General features: G+C 71.6%; 17 protein-coding genes and 1 tRNA gene. 9 read left to right on the forward strand and 9 right to left on the reverse strand.

Annotated features, from left to right (window positions below):
• Positions 1-113: 113 nt before the first annotated feature.
• Positions 114-266 (reverse strand): hypothetical protein, encoded by a 153-nt coding sequence (locus tag ACIGW4_RS31525; RefSeq protein ID WP_185094588.1) that lies wholly within the window; start codon positions 264-266, stop codon positions 114-116.
• A gap of 121 nt (positions 267-387) precedes the next feature.
• Positions 388-1,068, reverse strand: coding sequence for a phosphate signaling complex protein PhoU (phoU, locus tag ACIGW4_RS31530; RefSeq protein WP_123454046.1), 681 nt, complete (start codon positions 1,066-1,068; stop codon positions 388-390).
• A gap of 265 nt (positions 1,069-1,333) precedes the next feature.
• On the opposite strand from phoU, the gene ACIGW4_RS31535 reads away from it, so the two are divergent.
• On the forward strand, positions 1,334-2,563 hold the full coding sequence (locus tag ACIGW4_RS31535; RefSeq protein ID WP_123454047.1) for a cell wall metabolism sensor histidine kinase WalK: 1,230 nt from the start codon (positions 1,334-1,336) through the stop codon (positions 2,561-2,563).
• Positions 2,560-3,240 (forward strand): response regulator transcription factor, encoded by a 681-nt coding sequence (locus ACIGW4_RS31540; protein WP_073720438.1) that lies wholly within the window; start codon positions 2,560-2,562, stop codon positions 3,238-3,240. Before ACIGW4_RS31535 ends, ACIGW4_RS31540 begins: the two co-directional genes overlap by 4 nt.
• A gap of 68 nt (positions 3,241-3,308) precedes the next feature.
• Here the strand turns inward: ACIGW4_RS31540 and ACIGW4_RS31545 are convergent, their stop codons facing one another.
• Positions 3,309-3,956 carry a DUF461 domain-containing protein gene (locus ACIGW4_RS31545; RefSeq protein ID WP_123454049.1) on the reverse strand — a complete coding sequence of 216 codons (648 nt, stop codon included), beginning with the start codon at positions 3,954-3,956 and terminating at the stop codon, positions 3,309-3,311.
• 665 nt (positions 3,957-4,621) lie between these two features.
• Here ACIGW4_RS31545 and ACIGW4_RS31550 point away from each other — a divergent pair.
• The 6 genes from ACIGW4_RS31550 (at position 4,622) to ACIGW4_RS31575 (ending at position 10,818) form a co-directional block, all read left to right on the forward strand.
• Positions 4,622-5,104 carry a CarD family transcriptional regulator gene (locus ACIGW4_RS31550; protein ID WP_003953493.1) on the forward strand — a complete coding sequence of 161 codons (483 nt, stop codon included), beginning with the start codon at positions 4,622-4,624 and terminating at the stop codon, positions 5,102-5,104.
• 314 nt (positions 5,105-5,418) lie between these two features.
• Positions 5,419-6,168 carry a 2-C-methyl-D-erythritol 4-phosphate cytidylyltransferase gene (gene ispD / locus ACIGW4_RS31555; protein WP_398713211.1) on the forward strand — a complete coding sequence of 250 codons (750 nt, stop codon included), beginning with the start codon at positions 5,419-5,421 and terminating at the stop codon, positions 6,166-6,168.
• Positions 6,158-6,664 (forward strand): 2-C-methyl-D-erythritol 2,4-cyclodiphosphate synthase, encoded by a 507-nt coding sequence (ispF, locus tag ACIGW4_RS31560; protein ID WP_398713213.1) that lies wholly within the window; start codon positions 6,158-6,160, stop codon positions 6,662-6,664. Before ispD ends, ispF begins: the two co-directional genes overlap by 11 nt.
• 64 nt (positions 6,665-6,728) lie before the next feature.
• The gene (gene cysS / locus ACIGW4_RS31565) at positions 6,729-8,129 is read left to right on the forward strand and encodes a cysteine--tRNA ligase (RefSeq protein ID WP_398713215.1); all 1,401 of its coding nucleotides are present in this window, start codon (positions 6,729-6,731) and stop codon (positions 8,127-8,129) included.
• A gap of 77 nt (positions 8,130-8,206) precedes the next feature.
• A complete protein-coding gene (rlmB, locus tag ACIGW4_RS31570) occupies positions 8,207-9,163 on the forward strand; it encodes a 23S rRNA (guanosine(2251)-2'-O)-methyltransferase RlmB (RefSeq protein ID WP_123454055.1) in 957 nt (318 codons plus the stop codon).
• A gap of 95 nt (positions 9,164-9,258) precedes the next feature.
• Entirely contained in the window at positions 9,259-10,818 is a 1,560-nt protein-coding gene (locus ACIGW4_RS31575; protein ID WP_123454057.1) for a DoxX family membrane protein, read from the forward strand.
• A gap of 111 nt (positions 10,819-10,929) precedes the next feature.
• Here the strand turns inward: ACIGW4_RS31575 and ACIGW4_RS31580 are convergent, their stop codons facing one another.
• The 3 genes from ACIGW4_RS31580 to ACIGW4_RS31590 all read right to left on the reverse strand — a co-directional run bounded on the left by ACIGW4_RS31580 (position 10,930) and on the right by ACIGW4_RS31590 (position 13,480).
• Positions 10,930-11,646, reverse strand: coding sequence for a nucleotidyltransferase family protein (locus ACIGW4_RS31580; RefSeq protein ID WP_123454059.1), 717 nt, complete (start codon positions 11,644-11,646; stop codon positions 10,930-10,932).
• A gap of 80 nt (positions 11,647-11,726) precedes the next feature.
• Positions 11,727-12,137, reverse strand: a complete 411-nt coding sequence (locus ACIGW4_RS31585; RefSeq protein ID WP_041130450.1) for a hypothetical protein — start codon at positions 12,135-12,137, stop codon at positions 11,727-11,729.
• A 245-nt stretch (positions 12,138-12,382) separates the two neighbouring features.
• Positions 12,383-13,480 (reverse strand): ABC transporter ATP-binding protein, encoded by a 1,098-nt coding sequence (locus tag ACIGW4_RS31590; RefSeq protein ID WP_123457407.1) that lies wholly within the window; start codon positions 13,478-13,480, stop codon positions 12,383-12,385.
• Positions 13,481-13,662: 182 nt separating this feature from the next.
• On the opposite strand from ACIGW4_RS31590, the gene ACIGW4_RS31595 reads away from it, so the two are divergent.
• Positions 13,663-13,739: transfer RNA gene (locus tag ACIGW4_RS31595), tRNA-Thr, on the forward strand.
• Positions 13,740-13,815: 76 nt separating this feature from the next.
• Here ACIGW4_RS31595 and ACIGW4_RS31600 read toward each other — a convergent pair.
• Genes ACIGW4_RS31600 through repSA form a run of 3 tightly spaced genes read right to left on the reverse strand, consistent with a single transcriptional unit; the run spans position 13,816 to position 16,555 of the window.
• Positions 13,816-14,967 (reverse strand): tyrosine-type recombinase/integrase, encoded by a 1,152-nt coding sequence (locus ACIGW4_RS31600; protein ID WP_399584488.1) that lies wholly within the window; start codon positions 14,965-14,967, stop codon positions 13,816-13,818.
• Positions 14,967-15,155, reverse strand: coding sequence for a helix-turn-helix domain-containing protein (locus ACIGW4_RS31605; RefSeq protein ID WP_399584490.1), 189 nt, complete (start codon positions 15,153-15,155; stop codon positions 14,967-14,969). The genes ACIGW4_RS31600 and ACIGW4_RS31605 overlap by 1 nt, the downstream gene beginning before the upstream one ends.
• On the reverse strand, positions 15,152-16,555 hold the full coding sequence (repSA, locus tag ACIGW4_RS31610) for a replication initiator protein RepSA (RefSeq protein WP_399584493.1): 1,404 nt from the start codon (positions 16,553-16,555) through the stop codon (positions 15,152-15,154). The genes ACIGW4_RS31605 and repSA overlap by 4 nt, the downstream gene beginning before the upstream one ends.

The raw sequence follows: 16,555 nt of genomic DNA on the forward strand, positions 1-16,555 counted from the left end.
GGGGGGGGGGGGGGGGCGGGGCGCGGGGGGGGGGGGGGGGGGGTGGGGGGCGGGGGGGGGGGGGGGGGGGGGGGGGCCCCCCCCCCCCCCCCCCCCCCCCCCCCGCCCACCGGTCAGCCCGAGCAGCCCCCGCACTGGCACGGGGAGCCCGACTGGCAGCCGCAGCCGCAGCCCGAGCCGCAGCCGCAGGCGCCGAGCACGGGCAGGAACACCGCCTCGCGGGGCGGCTCCGGCGTGGAGTCGGTCGTCATGGGGGAATCGGCCATGGGGGTCCCTCCCTGTTCGAGGCGCGCTTCGCCTCCCCCCATTGCATGCCCACCCGGACCGGCGCATCAACGGCGCACCGGCGCCCGCGCTCCCGTGCGCCCTCCGACGGCTTCCGTGCGCCTACGCGCCCTCCACCGGCGCGTCCGTCGTCTGCAGCTCGTCCGCGTGCTCGCCCGTCACCAGGTACACGACGCGCTTCGCCACCGACACCGCGTGGTCCGCGAACCGCTCGTAGTACCGGCCGAGCAGCGTCACGTCCACGGCCGTCTCGATGCCGTGCTTCCAGCGGTCGTCCATCAGGTGCTGGAAGAGCGTCCGGTGCAGCAGGTCCATCTCGTCGTCGTCCTGCTCCAGCTGGAGCGCCAGGTCGACGTCCTTCGTGATGATGACCTCCGCCGCCTTCGCCATCAGACGCTGCGCCAGCTGCCCCATCTCCAGGATGGTCGCGTGCAGGTCCCGCGGCACCGCGGTGTCCGGGAACCGCAGCCGCGCCAGCTTCGCCACGTGCTGCGCCAGGTCGCCGGAGCGCTCCAGGTCGGCGCTCATCCGCAGCGAGGTCACCACGATCCGCAGGTCCGTCGCCACCGGCTGCTGCCGGGCCAGCAGCGCTATCGCCCGCGCCTCCAGGTCGTGCTGGAGGTCGTCGACCTTCTGGTCCGCCGCGATCACGCTCTCCGCGAGCTTGAGGTCCGCGTCGAGCATCGCCGTCGTGGCGCGCCCGATCGCCGACCCGACGAGCCGGGCCATCTCGACCAGGCCCTCGCCGATCGAGTCCAGTTCCTCGTGGTACGCGTCCCGCATGGATGTCCCTCTCTCCGCAAAACTCCGGGGTCCGGGTGGGGCTTCGGACCCCCACGCTCCCACGTTCGGCCCCCTGGGCGTCCGGTTCCACCCCCTGATGTGAACCGGCACTTTCCCCCAGGTGAACTCTGGGCGACGCACGCCACCCCCGTCGTCAGGGCAAATGAACCACCCGCATCCCCTCGGTGAACTCTGGGCGACGACTGTTCGAGCAGCCACTCGGACGGCTGGGAGAGTGTCCGTGACCCCGCATAACCTTGGAGACATGGACGTGAACGCGGCGGTCGCCGCATTGGCAGCGATCGCCGGCGTGTGCACCGGCGTGATCGCCATGCTGGCGTTCCGCTGGAGCGAGCGCGACCACGCGCGCCCCACCCGCTCCTCCCTGCACACCGACGCCGTGCTCCCGCCCGGCGTCGACACGGTGCTGTCCGTGCTGCGCTCCTCCGCGGTCGTCCTCGACGAGAGCGACTCCGTGGTGAAGGCCAGCTCGGCGGCGTACGCGCTCGGCCTGGTCCGCGGCGGCAAACTGGCCGTCGAGCCCATGCTCAACATGGCCCGCGACACGCGCCGCGACGGAGAGATACGGCAGGTGGAGCTGGACCTGGCCCGGCGTGGCAACGGGCGCGGCGAGGCCCTCGCCGTCTCCGCCCGGGTCGCCCCGCTGGGCTCGCGGCTCGTGCTGCTCCTGGTCGAGGACCTCACCGAGGCCCGCCGCATCGAAGCGGTACGACGCGACTTCGTCGCCAACGTGAGCCATGAGCTCAAGACTCCCGTCGGCGCGCTCTCCCTGCTCTCCGAGGCGGTCATGGACGCCTCGGACGACCCCGAGGCGGTCACCCGCTTCGCCGGCCGGATGCAGATCGAGGCGACCCGCCTCACCAACCTCGTCCAGGAGCTCATCGACCTCTCCCGCGTGCAGAACGACGACCCGCTGGAGGACTCCGAGCCGGTGTCCGTGGACGAGCTCGTCGCCGAGGCGATCGACCGCTCCCGGCAGCCCGCCTCCACCAAGCAGATCAGCATGGTCTCCGGCGGGGCCGCCGGGCTGTACGTGTGGGGCAGCCGGGGCCAGCTCGCCGCCGCCCTCGGCAACCTCGTGGAGAACGCCGTCAATTACTCACCGGCCCGTACGAGGGTGGGCATCGCCGCCCGTCGCGTGTCGGCGCCCGGCGGGGACCTGATCGAGATCGCCGTGACCGACCAGGGCATCGGCATCTCGGAGAAGGACCGCGAGCGGATCTTCGAGCGCTTCTACCGCGTCGACCCGGCCCGCTCCCGCGCCACCGGCGGCACGGGACTCGGCCTGGCCATCGTCAAGCATGTGGCCGCCTCCCACGGCGGGGAGGTCACCGTCTGGAGCACCGAGGGTCAGGGCTCCACCTTCACCCTGCGGCTGCCCGAGGCGGGCGCCGTACGGGACCGCCGGCCCGACTCTTCCCCCACCCCCGATCTCATGACCGAACCGCTTCCCGCCCCGGAGGTCCTTCCGTGACCCGAGTGCTCGTCGTCGAGGATGAGGAATCCTTCAGCGACGCCCTGTCGTACATGCTCCGCAAGGAGGGCTTCGAGGTCGCCGTCGCGGCGACCGGGCCCGACGGCCTCGACGAGTTCGAGCGCAACGGAGCCGACCTCGTCCTCCTCGACCTGATGCTTCCGGGCCTGCCCGGCACCGAGGTCTGCCGCCAGCTGCGCGGCCGCTCGAACGTCCCGGTGATCATGGTGACCGCCAAGGACAGCGAGATCGACAAGGTCGTCGGCCTGGAGATAGGGGCCGACGACTACGTGACCAAGCCCTTCTCCTCGCGCGAGCTGGTCGCCCGCATCCGCGCGGTGCTGCGCCGCCGCGGGGAGCCGGAGGAGGTCGCCCCGGCGGCCCTGGAGGCCGGCCCGGTCCGCATGGACGTCGACCGTCACGTGGTGACGGTCTCCGGCGGCAAGGTCGACCTTCCGCTGAAGGAGTTCGACCTCCTGGAGATGCTGCTGCGCAACGCGGGCCGCGTGCTGACCCGTATGCAGCTCATCGACCGGGTGTGGGGCGCGGACTACGTCGGCGACACCAAGACCCTCGACGTCCACGTCAAGCGCCTCCGCGCCAAGATCGAGCCGGACCCGGGCGCGCCCCGGTACCTGGTGACGGTGCGGGGCCTGGGCTACAAGTTCGAGCCGTAGAGAGCGGACACACGCGTGAAGGGGCGCCCCCGTCCGGGGGCGCCCCTTCACGCGTGTGTCGGTGTGCCTCAGTGACCGGCGGTCGTCGGCTCGCCCGACGCCGGGGTCTCGGCGCCGTGCGAGGCCTCGCCCGAGGGCGACGCGGGGGAGGTCGGCGTCGCGGTCGCCGAAGCGGTCGGAGCCGCCTCCGGGAGGGCCGGGACGACGGTCGGGCCGTAGTCCTTGAAGTAGCTCTTCGCCGGGACGACGAAGGCGTTCAGGGCGACGTCGCCGGTCCTGCTCAGCTTGAAGACGACCTGCTGCGCGTCGCCGTCACGGGCGGCCTCGGAGCCGTTCTCGACCACGGCGGAGGCGTTGCCCTCGCCGCCGATGATGACGGACCCGTGGGCCGGGACGACGATCGGGCCCGTGCCCTCGGCGGCCTTCAGCGTCACCTTGGCGCGCATGCCCGGCAGGCTGATCGAGTCGAGGGTCTGCGGCAGGCGGCCGTTGTTGAAGACGGTGGCCGAGACGGCGGCCGGTCCCTTGGCGCCGGGCAGGGGCTGGGTGATGACGAGCGCGTTCTGGACCTTGACGTCGTCCACCGTGACGGCGGCGTTGTCCGGACGCACTTGCAGCGTCTGCGCGTCGTTGCCCGCACCACAGGCGGACAGCGCGGCGACGGAGAACACGATGGCGGTGGCGGCGAGGGCGCCGCGTCGAAGGCTGCGGCTCACGGCGGCGGCATCTCCTAGGACGTACGGACGGGCGTGGAAACCAATGAACAGCTAAGGGTGTGTCAGCGCGCTTAGGTTACCGAGCCTCACTCCGCGTCCCGCACCCGACCCGCCCCTAACCGGTCGGAGCCGTCTCCGGGGGGTGCCGCCGGACGCCCGCGGGGTCTCTCCCGCGGCTCGCCGCCGGCCGGGCGGCGCGCCCGTCGCGTACCCGCCCCCATGTGGCCGGATCACGACCCATTGACCTGTTGTTCACATAACCGCCTTGATCAATTCGGAGGCGCCCCCGCATTCCCCGCGGCCGCCCCCGCGGAAAATCCCGCACCGATGTCGGTTGATGTCCACTGATCAATTTCAGGAATCACCCCCACATGCCTCCGTACGGGTGAGCGATCCTCGAACGGAGCAGGTGAAGAAGGCCACTCTGAAGCGGACAAAACGGGACATCGTCCCTCTCTGGGAGACCTCCAGGTATGTGTAACGTGCGCGTTTCTCTCCGTCCACGTAGCCGCTCCGACCTGCGAATACCGCCTTCCGGAAGCCCTCCGCAGCACGTCCGTGTCGCCGTTGTCAAGCCCCGAGATATGCCCTGACCTGCGAAAACGCCATTCAGAAGAAGCCGAATCCGTGTTACCCTGGATAGCCACGGAAGGGGTACCTGTCACATGACGTTCAAGGTTGGCGACACCGTGGTCTATCCCCATCACGGGGCCGCGCTGATCGAGGCCATCGAAACTCGCCAGATCAAAGGCGTGGACAAGACCTACTTGGTGCTCAAGGTCGCGCAGGGCGACCTGACGGTTCGTGTGCCGGCGGACAATGCGGAGTTCGTCGGTGTTCGCGACGTGGTCGGTCAGGACGGGCTGGACCGGGTCTTCGAGGTGCTGCGCGCGCCGTACGCCGAAGAGCCGACGAACTGGTCCCGTCGCTACAAGGCAAATCTCGAGAAGCTCGCCTCCGGCGATGTCATCAAGGTCGCCGAAGTGGTGCGCGACCTGTGGCGCCGCGAGCGCGAGCGCGGACTTTCCGCAGGTGAGAAGCGCATGCTCGCCAAGGCTCGGCAGATCCTGGTGAGCGAGCTGGCCCTCGCGGAGAACACGAACGAGGACAAGGCCGAGGCCCTCCTCGACGAGGTCCTCGCGTCCTGAGCCGCGACTCCGCGGTGCAGCACGTGAAGTAGCGAAGCAGTTGAGCGATGCCGCGGTGCCCGCTGGCGTACTGTGATCCACACAGTGCTGTCGCCGGGCGCTGCGGCATGTCCGCATACGTATGCGGCTCGTCCATGTGACCGCACCGCTGCGGTAACCCGCACCCCCTGAACTTCTCCACGTCCGAGCCCCTGTGCCGACGCGGCCACGCCTCGACCGTCGTCACGGAAAGGGCCCGGTCAAGGCGGAGCGTCCGGCACGGTGAAGGCCATACCCATGTCGGCCGCGGAAACAAACCTGCCGGAGTGCAACCGATGTCAGACGAAGCGCGTCCCCGTCGTACCGCCGTGGTGATCCCGGCCGCAGGGCGGGGCGTACGCCTCGGCCCGGGCGCCCCCAAGGCGCTCCGCGCGCTGAACGGCACCCCCATGCTCATCCACGCCGTCCGCGCGATGGCCGCCTCCCGCGCGGTCTCCCTCGTCGTGGTGGTCGCGCCCTCCGACGGGGCCGCCGAGGTCAAGAACCTCCTCGACGCCCACGCCCTGCCCGAGCGGACCGACTACCTCGTCGTCCCCGGCGGCGACACCCGCCAGGAGTCCGTCCACCTCGGCCTCCAGGCGCTCCCCGAGGGCATCACCACCGTCCTCGTCCACGACGCGGCCCGCCCCCTGGTCCCCGTCGAGACCGTGGACGCCGTCATCGAGGCGGTACGGGACGGGGCCGTCGCCGTCGTCCCCGCGCTGCCCGTCGCCGACACCGTCAAGGAGGTCGAGCCGGCCGAGCAGCCCGGCGACCCCGAGCAGGTCGTCGCCACCCCGGTCCGCGCCCGCCTCCGTGCCGTCCAGACCCCGCAGGGCTTCGACCACGACACCCTGGTCAACGCCCACGCCACCGTCGCCCTCACCGGCGAGGGCGCCACCGACGACGCCGGCATGGTCGAGAAGCTCGGCGCGCCCGTCGTCGTCGTGCCCGGCCACGAAGAGGCCTTCAAGGTGACCCGCCCCCTCGACCTCGTCCTCGCCGAGGCCGTACTCGCCCGCAGGAGGGCCAACGATGGCTTCTGACCTCCCCGTGATCCCCCGCACCGGCATCGGCACCGACGTCCACGCCTTCGAGAAGGGCCGTGAACTCTGGTGCGCGGGCCTCCTCTGGGAGGGCGAGGAGTACGGCCTCGCCGGGCACTCCGACGGCGACGTCGCCGCCCACGCCGCCTGCGACGCGCTCTTCTCCGCCGCCGGCATCGGAGACCTCGGCGCCCACTTCGGGACCTCGCGCCCCGAGTGGTCCGGCGCCTCCGGCGTCACCCTGCTCGCCGAGGCCGCCCGCATCGTCCGCGCCGAGGGGTACGAGATCGGGAACATCGCCGTGCAGGTCGTCGGGGTCCGCCCGAAGATCGGCAAGCGGCGCGACGAGGCCCAGAAGGCGCTGAGCGAGGCGGCGGGCGCACCCGTCTCCGTCTCCGGCACCACCACGGACGGACTCGGCCTCACCGGCCGCGCCGAGGGCCTCGCCGCCCTCGCGACCGCCCTCGTCTACCCCGTATCGCCTCAGGAGCGGTGAAAAACGTGCCCCGCCGCCGGGAATCGGTCGCGGGGCACCACCGCACGCCCACTACCCTGGTGTGGTGACTATTCGCCTGTACGACACCAGCGCCCGGCAGATCCGTGACTTCACCCCGCTCACGCCGGGCCGCGTCTCGATCTACCTCTGTGGTGCCACCGTGCAGGCGGCCCCGCACATCGGCCACGTCCGCTCGTACCTGAACTTCGACGTCATGCGCCGCTGGTTCGCGTACCGCGGCTACGACGTCACGTTCGTCCGCAACGTCACCGACATCGACGACAAGATCATCAAGAAGGGCGCCGAGCAGGGCCGCCCCTGGTGGTCCATCGGCTACGAGAACGAGCGCGCGTTCAACGACGGCTACGACGCCCTCGGCTGCCTCCCGCCGACCTACGAGCCCCGCGCCACCGGTCACGTCCCCGAGATGATCGAGATGATGCGGGGTCTGATCGAGCGCGGCCACGCCTACGAGGCGGACGGCAGCGTCTACTTCGACGTGCGCTCCTTCCCGGGGTACCTGGAGCTGTCCAACCAGGACATCGACGACCTCCGCCAGCCCGCCGAGGAAGGCATCACCGGCAAGCGCGACCCGCGCGACTTCGCCATGTGGAAGGCGACCAAGCCGGGCGAGCCCGACTGGGAGACCCCGTGGGGCCGCGGCCGCCCCGGCTGGCACCTGGAGTGCTCGGCCATGGCCCACAAGTACCTGGGTTCCGCCTTCGACATCCACGGCGGCGGCCTCGACCTGATCTTCCCGCACCACGAGAACGAGATCGCCCAGGCCAAGGCCTTCGGCGACGAGTTCGCCCGGTACTGGGTGCACAACGCCTGGGTCACCATGAGCGGCGAGAAGATGTCGAAGTCGCTCGGCAACAGCGTGCTGGTGTCCGAGATGGTGAAGAACTGGCGCCCCATCGTCCTCCGCTACTACCTGGGCACCCCGCACTACCGCTCGATGATCGAGTACAGCGAGGAATCCCTGCGCGAGGCCGAGTCGGCGTTCGCCCGCATCGAGGGCTTCGTCCAGCGCGCCACCGAGAAGGCGGGGACGACCGTCGCCCCCGCCGCCGAGGTGCCGCCGGCCTTCGCCGAGGCCATGGACGACGACCTGGGCGTGCCGCACGCGCTCGCGATCATCCACACCACCGTCCGCCAGGGCAACAGCGCCCTCGCCGCGGACGACAAGGACGAGGCCGTCGCCCGCCTCGCCGAGGTCCGCGCCATGCTCGGCGTCCTCGGCCTGGACCCGCTCGACCCGCACTGGGCCGAGGAGACCGGTGGCGGCGAGGAGCTCCACGGCGTCGTCGACACCCTCGTGCGCCTCGTGCTCCAGCAGCGCGAGTCGGCGCGCGAGCGCAAGGACTGGGCGACCGCGGACGCGATCCGCGACCAGCTCGCCCAGTCCGGCCTCGCCATCGAGGACAGCCCCGACGGCCCCCGCTGGACGCTGGGCAACCGTTAGAAGACGTGCCGCTCGGGACACCGGGCGGCACACTTCAGTTACAGACTTTTGTACGTCAGCAGAGGAAACAGGTAGTCATGGCCGGGAACAGCCAGCGCAGGAACCGTCGCACGTCCAACAAGAAGGGTGCGACGGTCGGCAGCGGTGGCCAGCGGCGCAAGGGCCTCGAAGGCAGGGGTCCGACGCCCAAGGCCGAGGACCGCAAGGGTCACAAGGCGTACCGCGTCTCCAACGCGATGGCCCGGAACGCGGCCAAGCGCAAGCCCGTCGCCCGCCGCGGCGGCAAGGGCCTGTCCGAGATGGTCGTCGGCCGCAACCCGGTCTTCGAGGCCCTGCGCGACGGCGTGCCCGCCACGACCCTGTACGTGCAGCAGTTCATCGACAACGACGAGCGCGTGCGCGAGGCCCTGAACCTCGCCACCGGCCGCGGCAACATCAACATCATGGAGGCGCCGCGCCCCGAGCTCGACCGGATGACGAACGGGCTCAACCACCAGGGCCTCGTCCTCCAGGTCCCGCCGTACGAGTACGCGCACCCCGAGGACCTCGCCGCGGCCGCCTTCGACGACCACGACGACCCGCTGATCGTCGCCCTCGACGGCGTCACCGACCCGCGCAACCTCGGCGCCGTCGTCCGCTCCGTCTCCGCCTTCGGCGGCCACGGCGTCGTCGTCCCCGAGCGGCGCGCCGCCGGCATGACCGCCGGCGCCTGGAAGACCTCGGCCGGCACCGCCGCCCGCACCCCGGTCGCCCGCGCCACCAACCTGACCCGCTGCCTGGAGCAGTACCAGAAGGCCGGCCTCACGGTCGTCGGCCTCGCCGCCGACGGCGACCGCGAGGTCCACGAGCTGGAGGAGCTGGCCGGCCCGGTCGTCATCGTCGTCGGCTCCGAGGGCAAGGGCCTCTCCCGGCTCGTCGGCGAGACCTGCGACTTCCTCGTCCGCATCCCGATGCCGGGCGGCGCCGAGTCCCTCAACGCCGGCGTCGCCGCCGGCGTCGTCCTCTACGAGGCGGCCCGCCGCCGCATGGGCTGACCCGAACGAGGGACGCACCCCGGCCGTGATCTTGACGGGCCTCGGACATTTGGCAACCGTCAAGGCAGTGTCCTAACCGCACATCACTCGGTTAGATGAGTGTGGACACCAGAACGCCCCGGCCGGGGTTCGACGATCAGCCCGCGCTGAGCATGGTCAAGGTGGATTCCGATCCCGCCCAGGTGATCGTGAACCACGCCAGCTTCCGTGTGCGGCTCGCGCCGGCCCCGCAGCCGAAGTTCGCGACCCGTACCGCCGCCCTGTCCGGAGTGGGCGCGGCCGGCCCGCGCCGTCGTCCCGTCGTGTGGACCGGGAAGTCCGCGCCGGGCGCGACCGGCCTCCTCCAGGCCGTGCGCGAGTCGTCCGTCTCCACGCTCGAACCCGGCGTCGGCCACGGCGGCCACGGAGTCGGGGACACCCAGGCCATCCCGCGCATCGACACCACCATGCCCACCCCCGCGGTGCCCGCCGAGGCCGCGCCCCTGCTGCCGCCGATGCGCCGCGCCGAGGGCGCCTACGACGAGCTGTACGACCTCAGGCCCGAGCCCGCCGAGCCGTACGAGCACGACGAGCCGGGCACCCGGGCCGCGCAGCGCCACGGGCAGGACAACGTCCGGCACGCCTACTACCCCGGGCGCCGGATGAACCTCGGCGTCGTCCTCCTCCCGCTCCGCGTCTTCCTCGGCTTCATCTCCATCTACGCGGGCATGGGCAAGCTCTGCGACCCCGTCTACTTCGACGGCGGCGAGCGCGGCTCCATGGTGAAGTGGCTCAACTCCCTGCACCCCTGGGCGCTCGCCGAGCCGCTGCGCGACTTCGCCCTCCAGCACCCCGTCGGCGCCGGACTCACCGTCGCCTTCCTCCAGGTCGTCGTCGGCGTCCTCACGGTCCTCGGGCTCTGGCAGCGCGTCGCCGCCGTCGTCGGCGGCCTGCTCTCCGCCGCCCTCCTCCTGACCGTCAGCTGGAAGACCGTCCCGGTCTACGACTCCGCCGACATCATCTACCTGGCCGCCTGGTCCCCGCTGATCATCGCCGGTGCCCCCGTCTACTCCCTCGACGGCCGCCTCGCCGGCGAGGCCTGGCGCACCCTCGGCCCCCGCGCCGAACTCTGGGACCTCCGCCGCCGCGTCACCCGCCGCAGCACCCTCCTCGCCGCCGTCGTCGTCGGCCTCACCCTCCTGGTCGGCTCCGTCCTCGGCGGCGCCGTCCGCTCCACCGAGATGGTCACCGTCCCGGGCCCCAACGACGACCCGATCAACCACCTCCCCGGCCAGCCGCTCCCTGCCGAGCCGACCCGCAGCGCCCCGTCGAAGGCCGCCTCCACCGCGCCCGAGCCCGCCACCGCGTCGACCAGCGAGGCGCCCGCGCGGAACGAGAAGACCGAAGAGGCCGCCCGGCCCACCGAGACGACCCGCGAGTCCACCCGGACCCAGGAGCAGCGCCCGACCGCCACCCAGGGCACGAGCACCGGCGGCACCGCCGGCCGCACGCCCGCGAAGTCCGAGCCGGCGCCCCCGCCGACCACCAGCGACAGCCCGGCCGGCACCACCGGCGGCACGACGAGCGGCGGTTCGACGGGCTCCACCAGCACCCCGTCCGAGAGCGGTTCGGCGACGGGCGGCGCGCGGAACCCGATCGGCGGCCTGCTGGGCTGACGCCGGTACGGGAACGGGAAGGCCGGCACCGCGAGGAGGCGGTGCCGGCCTCGTCGTGTGCCCGGGGCAGGGCGCCCGGGGGCAGCACGTCTGAGGTCAGGCCTTCTGGGGTCAGGCCTTCTGGGCGGCCAGTTCCTTGGCGGCCTCCGTCAGGTCCTTGGCGGTGTCGATGGCCCTCCAGTACGCGCCGTGGGGCAGCGGGAAGCCCGCCAGGCGGCGTTCGCGGGCGAGGCGGGGGAAGGTGGCCCGCTCGTGGTCGCCGACGTCGGGGAGGAGCTCGGTGAAGGCCGCGGAGAAGACGTACACGCCCGCGTTGATCAGGAACGGCGAGGGCGGTGCCTCGATGAAGTCGGTGATGTTCCCGAAGGTGTCGGTCTCGACGGCGCCCCACGGAATCCGGGGGCGGGCCAGGGCGAGCGTCGCGAGGGCGTCCCGCTCGGTGTGGAAGGCGGCCATCTCGCGCAGCGAGAAGCGGGTCCAGATGTCGCCGTTGGTGGCGTACCAGGGCCGGTCCGGGGCGGGCAGGTGCGCGGCGGCGTACTTGAGGCCGCCTCCGCGGCCGAGGGGTTCGGTCTCGACGACCGTCGTCACCCTCAGCGGCAGCTCCGCGGAGGCCAGCCACTCCTGGAGCACCTCGGCGAGGTGGCCGCAGGAGACGACGGCGTCCGTCACGCCCTCGGCGGCCAGCCAGGAAAGCTGATGGCCGATGATCGGGGTCCCGGTGCCCGGGATCTCGACCATCGGCTTGGGGCGGTCGTCGGTGTACGGGCGGAGCCGTGAGCCCTGGCCGCCCGCCAGGACCACGGCCTGCGTCGGAGTGGTGTGCATACGGGGAACGATAGGCGCCCGGTATGCGTCAGGCCGTTCAGCTCGCGGCCCTTCGGCTCGTGAATCGGTTCGCGGATCGGTCAGCTCGCGCGCATCACGCCGGTCGCGTACGAGGTGTCGCAGACCGGGCGGGAGAAGGACTGGGCGCGCGAGGGGCCGTAGTGCTCGACGGCGGCGCGGCCGAGGGCGCGGGCGATGGAGAAGCAGTGCTTGGCGAGGGAGGGCCTGTTCTCCACCTCGCGCTGGAGGTGGGTGAGGGCCGTGCCGGGGTCCTTCTCCTGAAGCTCTGCGAGGAGCTGGTCGCGGAGAATATCCTGCGGGGCACGGGACTTGGCCCGGGTGGAGACGTCCGTGGAGGACGCCGTGAGCTGGGTCCCGGAGTCCTGGCCGGCCCACGGAACGGCGGACACCGCGAGCGTTCCCGAGAGCACCAGGACGACGGGCAGGACGAGGGCGAGAGAGCGGCCGATTCGGCGGGCAGTGTGCGTCACGCAGGCGAGCGTAGCGGCCGGTAGTGATATGGCGACATTTAGTCACTCTCGCGAGGGATGGTTCGAGGCGGCTTTTCGAATTCCGTGTTGACGCGGGGGCCGGGGCGGGGCCCTGAATGCCGGGGTTTTCCGGGGTAAGCCCGTTTAAACGAACGGCCCCGCATCTGCAACAGATGCGGGGCCGTACGGCAGAGCCGGGGAGCGCCCGGCCGCTCTCGGTCGCCGGGACGCGTCCGGAGACGGCCTCAGTCGCTGAGGCGGGCGCCCGTGGAGGTCGAGAAGACGTGCAGCTCGTCGGCGCGCGGGACGACGTGCAGAGTGGAGCCCTTGGCGGGCACGTCACGGCCGCCGACGCGGACCACCAGGTCCTTGTCCTCGCCGCCGACGCGGGTGGTGCCGTACACGAAGCCGTCCGAGCCGAGCTCCTCGACGACGTTGACCGTGACCGCCAGGCCGTCCTTGCTGGTCGGGCCCGAGACGTCGAAGTGCTCGGGGCGGACGCCGACGGTCACCGTGGTGTCGCCGTTGGCGGAGGCCGCGGCGATCGCGTCGCGGGTGACCGGGACGACGCTGTTGCCGAACTTCACGCCGCCGTCGGTGATCGGGACCTCGACCAGGTTCATGGCGGGGGAGCCGATGAAGCCGGCGACGAAGAGGTTCGCGGGCTTGTCGTACATGTTGCGCGGCGAGTCGACCTGCTGGAGCAGACCGTCCTTCAGGACGGCGACGCGGTCGCCCATGGTGAGGGCCTCGGTCTGGTCGTGCGTGACGTACACCGTGGTGATGCCGAGGCGGCGCTGCAGTCCGGCGATCTGCGTACGGGTGGAGACGCGGAGCTTGGCGTCGAGGTTCGACAGGGGCTCGTCCATGAGGAAGACCTGCGGCTCGCGGACGATGGCGCGGCCCATCGCGACACGCTGGCGCTGGCCGCCGGAGAGCGCCTTCGGCTTGCGGTCCAGGTACTCGGTGAGGTCGAGGATCTTCGCGGCCTCCTCGACCTTGGCGCGGATCTCGGACTTGTTGACGCCCGCGATCTTGAGCGCGAAGCCCATGTTGTCGGCGACGGTCATGTGCGGGTACAGCGCGTAGTTCTGGAACACCATCGCGATGTCCCGGTCCTTCGGCGGCAGGTGCGTGACGTCGCGGTCACCGATGCGGATGGAGCCGGCGTTGACGTCCTCGAGACCCGCGAGCATGCGCAGGGAGGTCGACTTGCCACAGCCGGAGGGGCCGACGAGGACGAGGAACTCGCCGTCCGCGATCTCGATGTCGAGCTGGTCGACGGAGGGCTTGGTGGCACCCGGGTAGACACGGGTGGCCTTGTCGAACGTGACGGAAGCCATGGTGATGCGTCCCTTCACCGGCAGGAACGTGCCGGACGATCCGAGTAAAGGAAGGATTGAGGTCTAGTCCACCAGGGTGAACTCCGGGTGACGCTACCTGGCGCCGCCCGTTCTGTCAGCACTCACGGCCCCGTGAGATTTCCGACCGCCGCCGGGGCCGGGTTGGTTACACTTCACTCGCTGCCTCCTTAGCTCAGCTGGCCAGAGCACCGCTCTTGTAAAGCGGGGGTCGTCGGTTCGAACCCGACAGGGGGCTCCAGGTAGGAACGTCGAAGACCCCCAACCGATCATGGTTGGGGGTCTTTGACATCTACGGGTGACATCAACGGGGGCGGTCAGGGGCGGTCGGGGCGCCTCTTGAGCAGCCGGTCCATGTGGCTGATGGCCTCGCGCTGGGTGTCCTGGACGACATGGGTGTACACGTCCATGGTCAGACTGATCTGGCTGTGGCCGAGGATCTCCATCACGACACGGGGCGCGACGCCGGCGGCGGTGAGGAGCGTCGCGCAGCCGTGCCGGGCGTCGTGGAGGCGGATGAGCCGGAGCCCGGCAGCCTCGCTGACGCGGACGAAGGACCGGTGGACGTTCCGGGGCTCGACGGGACGACCGGTGCGGGTGGCAAAGACGTAACCCGCGGTCGTCCACTCGGTGCCGGTCGCTTCGTACGTCGCCTTCTGACGCATCCGATGCCATCGCAGAGGAGCCAGGCACATGGCGGGGAGCGGGATCGCGCGGGAGCGACGTCCCTTGGTCTCGTCGTTGTAGAGCAGCCCGCGTCGGCGCTGCACTTGCTGGCGGACCAGGAGGACGCGGTTCTCCAGGTCGATGTCGGACCACCGGAGTCCGACGATCTCGCCTCGTCGGAGGCCCATGGCGATGGCGAGGACGAAGGCCGCGTACAGCGGGTCCCGGCGGGAGGCGGCGAGGAATTCGAGCGTCTCCTCCAGGGACCACGGGCTGAGGTCGCGCACGGCGGCCCTGGGCGGCTCCACGAGCTTGGCGACGTTCCGGACGATCAGCTCCTCCCGGCAGGCGGCGGAGAGCGCCGTACGCAGCACGCGGTGGGACTCCTTGGCAGTGGCGGCGGTCGTCTTCTTCTCCAGCTGGAGAAGGAAGCGCCGGACATCCGGGACGCTGAGGGACTCCAACCGCTTCGTACCGAGCATGGGGGAGAGGTACAGGCGGACGTGCGCCTCGTACTTGTCGTACGTGCTGAGCTTGCGACGCGGCTTCACGACGCTCTCCAGCCAGTACGCCAGCCACTCGGAGAGCTTCGCCGAGCGGGTGGGCACAGGGGTGCCGCTGGCGACCTTGTCGAGGAGTGCGCGGCGCTTGGCGTCGCACTCGGCCCAGGTCTTGCCGTACGCGAACTTCCGGGCGCGGGTGCCGTCGGGCTGGAGGACGTAGACGGCGGCCTGGAAGCGGCCGTCCTTCCGCTGGGTGATGGTGCCGGCGCCGTTCGGGTTGCGCTTGCGCTGAGTGGCCATCAGGCAGCCTCCTCGATCTGGTTGTCGATGAACTCCCGGACGGCGTCGGCGGGGACGCGGCGGGACCGGCCGATGGTGATGGAGACCAGACGGCGGGAGCGGATGAGGTCGTAGACCGTGGAGCGTCCGAGCTTGAGCCGCTCCATGACCTCCGGCACGGTCAGCAGTTCAGCGGTAGCGGTGGTCATCCCAGTTCCCCTTCCAGGTCGGACAGTTCGGCGCGGAGTTCGCGTGCGTGTTCGCGGTTGTGCTGGAGGTCGCGGCGGATGTTGGCGGCGAGCCAGGACTCGCCGGGGGTGGCGCCGTGGCCGGCGTAGGCCCAGTGGGCGACGACGAGGAGGGTGGACTCCGGCTGTTCGTCGGGGTCGGGCAGGCCCAGGGCGGCGCGCTGCTGGGCGGCGCGGTAGTCGGCGCGGACCTGGCGCAGGGCGCCGAGGGTGGTGGAGTAGGCGCGGGACTTGGTGGAGAAGTGGCCGCGGAAGCCGAGCATGTGCGCCCAGGCCCGCAGGCGCCGGTCCGGGTAGGCGGCCTCCAGGTCCATGCAGGCTTCCATCAGGCGCCGGGGGTGGTCGGGGACGTCGAGGAGGGTGAGGGCTTCCTTGTTGCCGACCGGGCGGTCGACGGTGCCGGTGGTCTCGGCGGCCTTGGTGGCGTACTTGGCGACGTAGGCAGCGACGGCCTGTTCGGTGAGTTCTTCGCCGTGGCCGAAGGCGCCGATGGGCTGGACGTCGAGCTGGGTGCCCCAGGTGAGGGTGAGGTCCTGGTCGACGCCGTAGTCCTCGTTGGCGGGGACGATGACGCGGACGCGGGCGGCGGCGGCCCGGATGGCGTCGGTGAGCAGGGCGAGGGTGGCCCAGGCCGGGGGCGGGGTGGCCGGTCCGTCGGGGCCGTCGAAGCGGATGACGGCGTGGAAGTGGACGGCGCCGCGCTTTTGGTACTCGGCGACCTTGCCGAAGGAGACGCGGGACTGTTCGCGGGCGGCTTTCTGGGTGAGGCCGGCGCGGGCGGCGATCTCGCGGCGCAGGTAGATCGTGAAGTAGCGCCACAGCTCGGAGGCGTGGTTGTTCCACAGCACCGCACCCGCGTAGTCGTACGCGGACGGGTCGAGCGGGGTGCCCAGCTCCGGGGCGTCCTCGGGGTGGCGGGTGCCGCAGCGGCAGGGCCGGGTGCCGGGCCGGTTGTGCACCGGGCCGAACGACGGGGCGGTCAGGGTGGCGAAGACGCGGGGGTGATCCCGGATCGTCTCCGGGGTGCCTTTGTCGGGTGCACCGGTGAGGCCGGCGCGGATCAGGTGGTAGGTGTCGCCCGCGTAGGTCCAGGCACAGGCCGGGCAGCGGGACGCGCGCCGGTTGCCGCAGGCGACGCGCAGGACGCCGCCGGGTTCGGCGTCGGTGTTGTAGGCGTGGAGCACGGTGCGGGTGGCGGGGTCGAGGGTCTTGGTGGCGCCGGTGAGGCGGATGGGGGCGGTGCAGCCGCCGGTGCGGCGGAGCTGGTCGGTGAGGCGGTCGAAGCCGGGGGACCCGGCCAGCCGGAGCAGGTCGCTCAGGGTGGCCGGGTCCAGGCCCGCCGCGGTGGCGGTGTCGGTCAA

The organism is Streptomyces sp. NPDC053513, from assembly GCF_044544765.1.
Taxonomy (GTDB): domain Bacteria; phylum Actinomycetota; class Actinomycetes; order Streptomycetales; family Streptomycetaceae; genus Streptomyces; species Streptomyces litmocidini.

Coding starts and splice junctions, on each gene's coding strand:
- ACIGW4_RS31525 (WP_185094588.1), bottom strand. CDS start 266: ATGGCCGATTCCCCCATGACGACCGACTCCACGCCGGAGCCGCCCCGC.
- phoU (WP_123454046.1), bottom strand. CDS start 1,068: ATGCGGGACGCGTACCACGAGGAACTGGACTCGATCGGCGAGGGCCTG.
- ACIGW4_RS31535 (WP_123454047.1), top strand. CDS start 1,334: ATGGACGTGAACGCGGCGGTCGCCGCATTGGCAGCGATCGCCGGCGTG.
- ACIGW4_RS31550 (WP_003953493.1), top strand. CDS start 4,622: ATGACGTTCAAGGTTGGCGACACCGTGGTCTATCCCCATCACGGGGCC.
- ispD (WP_398713211.1), top strand. CDS start 5,419: ATGTCAGACGAAGCGCGTCCCCGTCGTACCGCCGTGGTGATCCCGGCC.
- ispF (WP_398713213.1), top strand. CDS start 6,158: ATGGCTTCTGACCTCCCCGTGATCCCCCGCACCGGCATCGGCACCGAC.
- rlmB (WP_123454055.1), top strand. CDS start 8,207: ATGGCCGGGAACAGCCAGCGCAGGAACCGTCGCACGTCCAACAAGAAG.
- ACIGW4_RS31575 (WP_123454057.1), top strand. CDS start 9,259: ATGAGTGTGGACACCAGAACGCCCCGGCCGGGGTTCGACGATCAGCCC.
- ACIGW4_RS31580 (WP_123454059.1), bottom strand. CDS start 11,646: ATGCACACCACTCCGACGCAGGCCGTGGTCCTGGCGGGCGGCCAGGGC.
- ACIGW4_RS31590 (WP_123457407.1), bottom strand. CDS start 13,480: ATGGCTTCCGTCACGTTCGACAAGGCCACCCGTGTCTACCCGGGTGCC.
- ACIGW4_RS31600 (WP_399584488.1), bottom strand. CDS start 14,967: ATGGCCACTCAGCGCAAGCGCAACCCGAACGGCGCCGGCACCATCACC.
- ACIGW4_RS31605 (WP_399584490.1), bottom strand. CDS start 15,155: ATGACCACCGCTACCGCTGAACTGCTGACCGTGCCGGAGGTCATGGAG.